This is a genomic window from Actinomadura sp. NPDC048032, assembly GCF_040653175.1.
GTDB lineage: Bacteria > Actinomycetota > Actinomycetes > Streptosporangiales > Streptosporangiaceae > Spirillospora > Spirillospora verrucosospora.
In genome coordinates, this window is record NZ_JBEZJP010000614.1 from 1 (window position 1) to 3,498 (window position 3,498).

At 72.4% G+C, this 3,498-nt stretch carries 2 protein-coding genes; both read left to right on the plus strand.

Annotated elements, in window-relative coordinates; all coding sequences use genetic code 11:
- Nucleotides 1–321: 321 nt before the first annotated feature.
- A complete protein-coding gene (locus tag AB0C69_RS39990) occupies nucleotides 322–2,448 on the plus strand; it encodes an MMPL family transporter (RefSeq protein WP_360361590.1) in 2,127 nt (708 codons plus the stop codon).
- Nucleotides 2,449–2,569: 121 nt separating this feature from the next.
- Nucleotides 2,570–3,397 (plus strand): S-methyl-5'-thioadenosine phosphorylase, encoded by an 828-nt coding sequence (locus tag AB0C69_RS39995; protein WP_345173388.1) that lies wholly within the window; start codon nucleotides 2,570–2,572, stop codon nucleotides 3,395–3,397.
- Nucleotides 3,398–3,498: the final 101 nt, after the last annotated feature.

Sequence of the window (3,498 nt, forward strand, 5' to 3'; positions counted from 1 at the left end):
TCAGAGGTAGGCGGCGGCTTTCCTTTGCGCCGGGCGACGTACCTCAAGTCGGTACTGACGCCGGAGGCGCATCCCACCGCCCTTCGCGACCATGGAGAAGACAGGGAGCACCCCCGCGACCCCGCGATTCCGGCCCTGCGAGGCCTCCCCGTCGCACGGTTTGACTTAGCTCTACCTTAGAGAGACTCTCAGATCGAGAGGCTAGCGGTCCCGCGACGCCTCCGATTTTCGAGTTATTACTTGACTTCTCTCGCTCGACGAGAGACTCTTGCCGCTAACGCGACATGTCTTGATTCGCCCGGTGCACACAGGAGAGGAACCATGAGCGCACCTAGCCCGGCACCCCCGAGGCCGCGGACCCACCGCCTGGCCGGACTGATCGCCGGAAGGCGCACCAAATGGGCCGTCCTGGCCCTGTGGGTCGTCCTGCTGGCCGCTCTCGGCCCCCTCGCCGGCAAGCTCGGCGACGTCGAGAAGAACGACGCCGCGTCGTGGCTGCCCGCCGGGGCCGAGTCCACCCGGGTCGTGGAGCTGGAGGACCGGTTCCGCAAGGACGAGACGATGCTCGCCGTCATCGTCTACGAGCGGTCCGGCGGGATCACCGCGGCCGACAAGGCCAAGGCCGAGTCCGACGTCGCCGCGTTCCAGAAGCTGCCCGGAGCGCAGAAGGCGCAGGGGCCGTTCCCGTCCAAGGACGGCAAGGCCCTCCAGACCCTCGTGCCCCTCACGGACGAGGACCTCACCGCCGCCGTCGACCAGGCGCGCGAACTCGCCCAGCGCGGGCCCCCCGGACTGGCCTCGCACGTCACCGGCCCCGCCGGCGGCGGCGCCGACCAGTTCGAGGTCTTCCAGAGCCTGGACGGCTTCCTGCTCATGGCCGCCGGTCTCGTCGTCATCGTCCTGCTGCTGTTCATCTACCGCAGCCCCGTCCTGTGGTTCGTCCCCGTGCTGAGCGCCGTCTTCGCCCTGGGGCTCGCCCAGTCGACCGTCTACCTGCTCGCCAAGTACGCGGACCTCACCGTCAACGGCCAGAGCGCCGGCATCCTCACCGTCCTCGTGTTCGGCGTCGCCACCGACTACGCCTTGCTGCTCGTCGCCCGCTACAGGGAGGAACTGCACCGGCACGAGGACCGGCACGAGGCCATGGCCTACGCGCTGCACCGCGCCGCGCCCGCCGTCATCGCCTCCGCCGCCACCGTGGCCGTCGGCCTGCTGTGCCTGCTGCTCGCCGACATGAACTCCACCGCCGGCATGGGCCCCGTGGCCGCCGCGGGCGTCCTCACCGCGCTCGCCGCCATGACGACCCTCCTGCCCGCCCTCCTGGTCATCTGCGGCCGCTGGCTGTTCTGGCCGCTGATCCCCCGCTACGACGCCAAGTACCTCAAGCCCGAGGCGTACGAGGCCGAGCACGGCGTCTGGAGCCGCGTCGCGGGGATCGTGGGCAAGCGCCCGCGCGCGCTCTGGGCCGGGACCATGCTCGGCCTCATCGTCCTCACGCTCGGGCTGGGCTCGCTCAAGGCGGACGGCCTGTCGGACGCCGGCCAGTTCACCGGCAAGCCCGACTCGGTGAAGGGCTCGGAGGTCGTCGCGCGGCACTACGCCGCCGGGTCGGGCTCCCCCGCCCTCGTGATCGGCAAGGCCCCGGCCTCCGACCGGATCGCCGAGGCCGTGCGCGGGACGCCGGGCGTCGCCGAAGTCGGCGACCCCGTCACCACGGGCGGCCTGGTCAGGTACGAGGCGACGCTGAAGGACGCCGCCGACAGCCCGGCCGCCCGCGCGACCATCGACCGGCTGCGGACCGCGGTGCACGCCGTCCCGTCCGCGGACGCCAAGGTCGGCGGGATGACCGCGACGTACCTGGACATCAAGCGCGCCTCCACCCGCGACAACAAGGTCATCATCCCGATCGTGCTGGCCGTGGTGCTGCTCATCCTCATCGCGCTGCTGCGCGCCGTCGTCGCGCCGCTGCTGATGATGGGCACCGTGGTGCTGTCGTTCCTCGCCTCGCTCGGCGCCTGCGCGGTCGTCTTCGAGCACGTCTTCGGGTTCGAGGGGACCGACTCCGGCTTCCCGCTGCTGGCCTTCATCTTCCTGGTCGCGCTGGGGGTCGACTACAACATCTTCCTGATGCACCGCGTCCGGGAGGAGTCGCAGGCCCTCGGCACGCGGCGCGGCATCCAGCGGGGCCTCACCGTCACCGGCGGTGTGATCACCTCGGCCGGGCTCGTCCTCGCGGCCACGTTCGCGTCCATGGTCACGCTGCCGCTGGTGTTCATGGTCGAGATGGGCTTCGCGGTGGCGTTCGGCGTCCTGCTCGACACCCTCGTCGTCCGGTCGCTGCTGCTGCCCGCCCTGTCCTACGACATCGGGCGGCGGATCTGGACGCCGGGACGGCTCGCCAAGGAGGCGCCCGCCCCCGAGAGCAAGGTCCTGGACCCGGTCGGCTGACGTCCCGGGGAACGCGCAAGGGCCCGGCTCCGGCCGGGCCCTTCGTCGCGCGGCGGCGGAGTTATCCACAATCGGCGGACGGCCTGCCGGGGACGGCGGCCGGGTGGCTAGGGTCGGCGGCATGTCCACTCAGGCTTCCGCGTCCCAGCCCGTCGCCGAGATCGGGGTCATCGGCGGCTCCGGCTTCTACTCGTTCCTCGACGACATCGAGGAGGTGCGGGTCGACACCCCCTACGGCCCGCCCAGCGACCCCATCGCGATCGGCGAGCTGGCGGGCCGCCGCGTCGCCTTCGTCCCCCGGCACGGCCGCGACCACCGCTTCCCCCCGCACAAGATCCCCTACCGGGCCAACCTGTGGGCGCTGCGGTCCCTCGGCGTCCGCCAGGTGCTGGCGCCGTGCGCGGTCGGCTCCCTCACCCCCGACCTCGGGCCCGGCACCCTGGCCGTCCCCGACCAGCTCGCCGACCGGACGTCGGGGCGCGACCAGACCTACTACGAGCACGGCGCCGCCGTCCACGTCTCGTTCTCCGACCCGTACTGCCCGACCGGCCGCCGCGCCGCCGTCGAGTCCGCGCGGGCCTCGGGATGGCCCCCGGTCGACCGCGGCACGCTCGTCGTCATCGAGGGCCCCCGCTTCTCGACCCGGGCCGAGTCCCGGTGGTTCGCCTCGCAGGGGTGGACGCTGATCGGGATGACCGGCCACCCGGAGGCCGTCCTCGCCCGCGAGCTGGCGCTCTGCTACACCTCGCTCTGCCTCGTGACCGACCTCGACGCGGGCATCGAGGAGGGCGAGGGCGTCACGATGGACGAGGTCCTGCGCGTCTTCGGCGAGAACATCGACCGGCTCCGCGGCGTCGTCGCCGACGTCGTCAAGGCGCTGCCCGCCGAGCGCACCTGCGCCTGCGCCACCGCACTCGACGGCATCAAGCTCCCCCTGGAACTGCCGTGAGCCCCCAGCAGCGTGCCGTCGAGGTCGGTCGCGATCAGTCTCGGACGCGCTGACGGGCGGCGTCGTGGCGGGCACGGTGGCCGCGGCCGACCGGTCGTCGC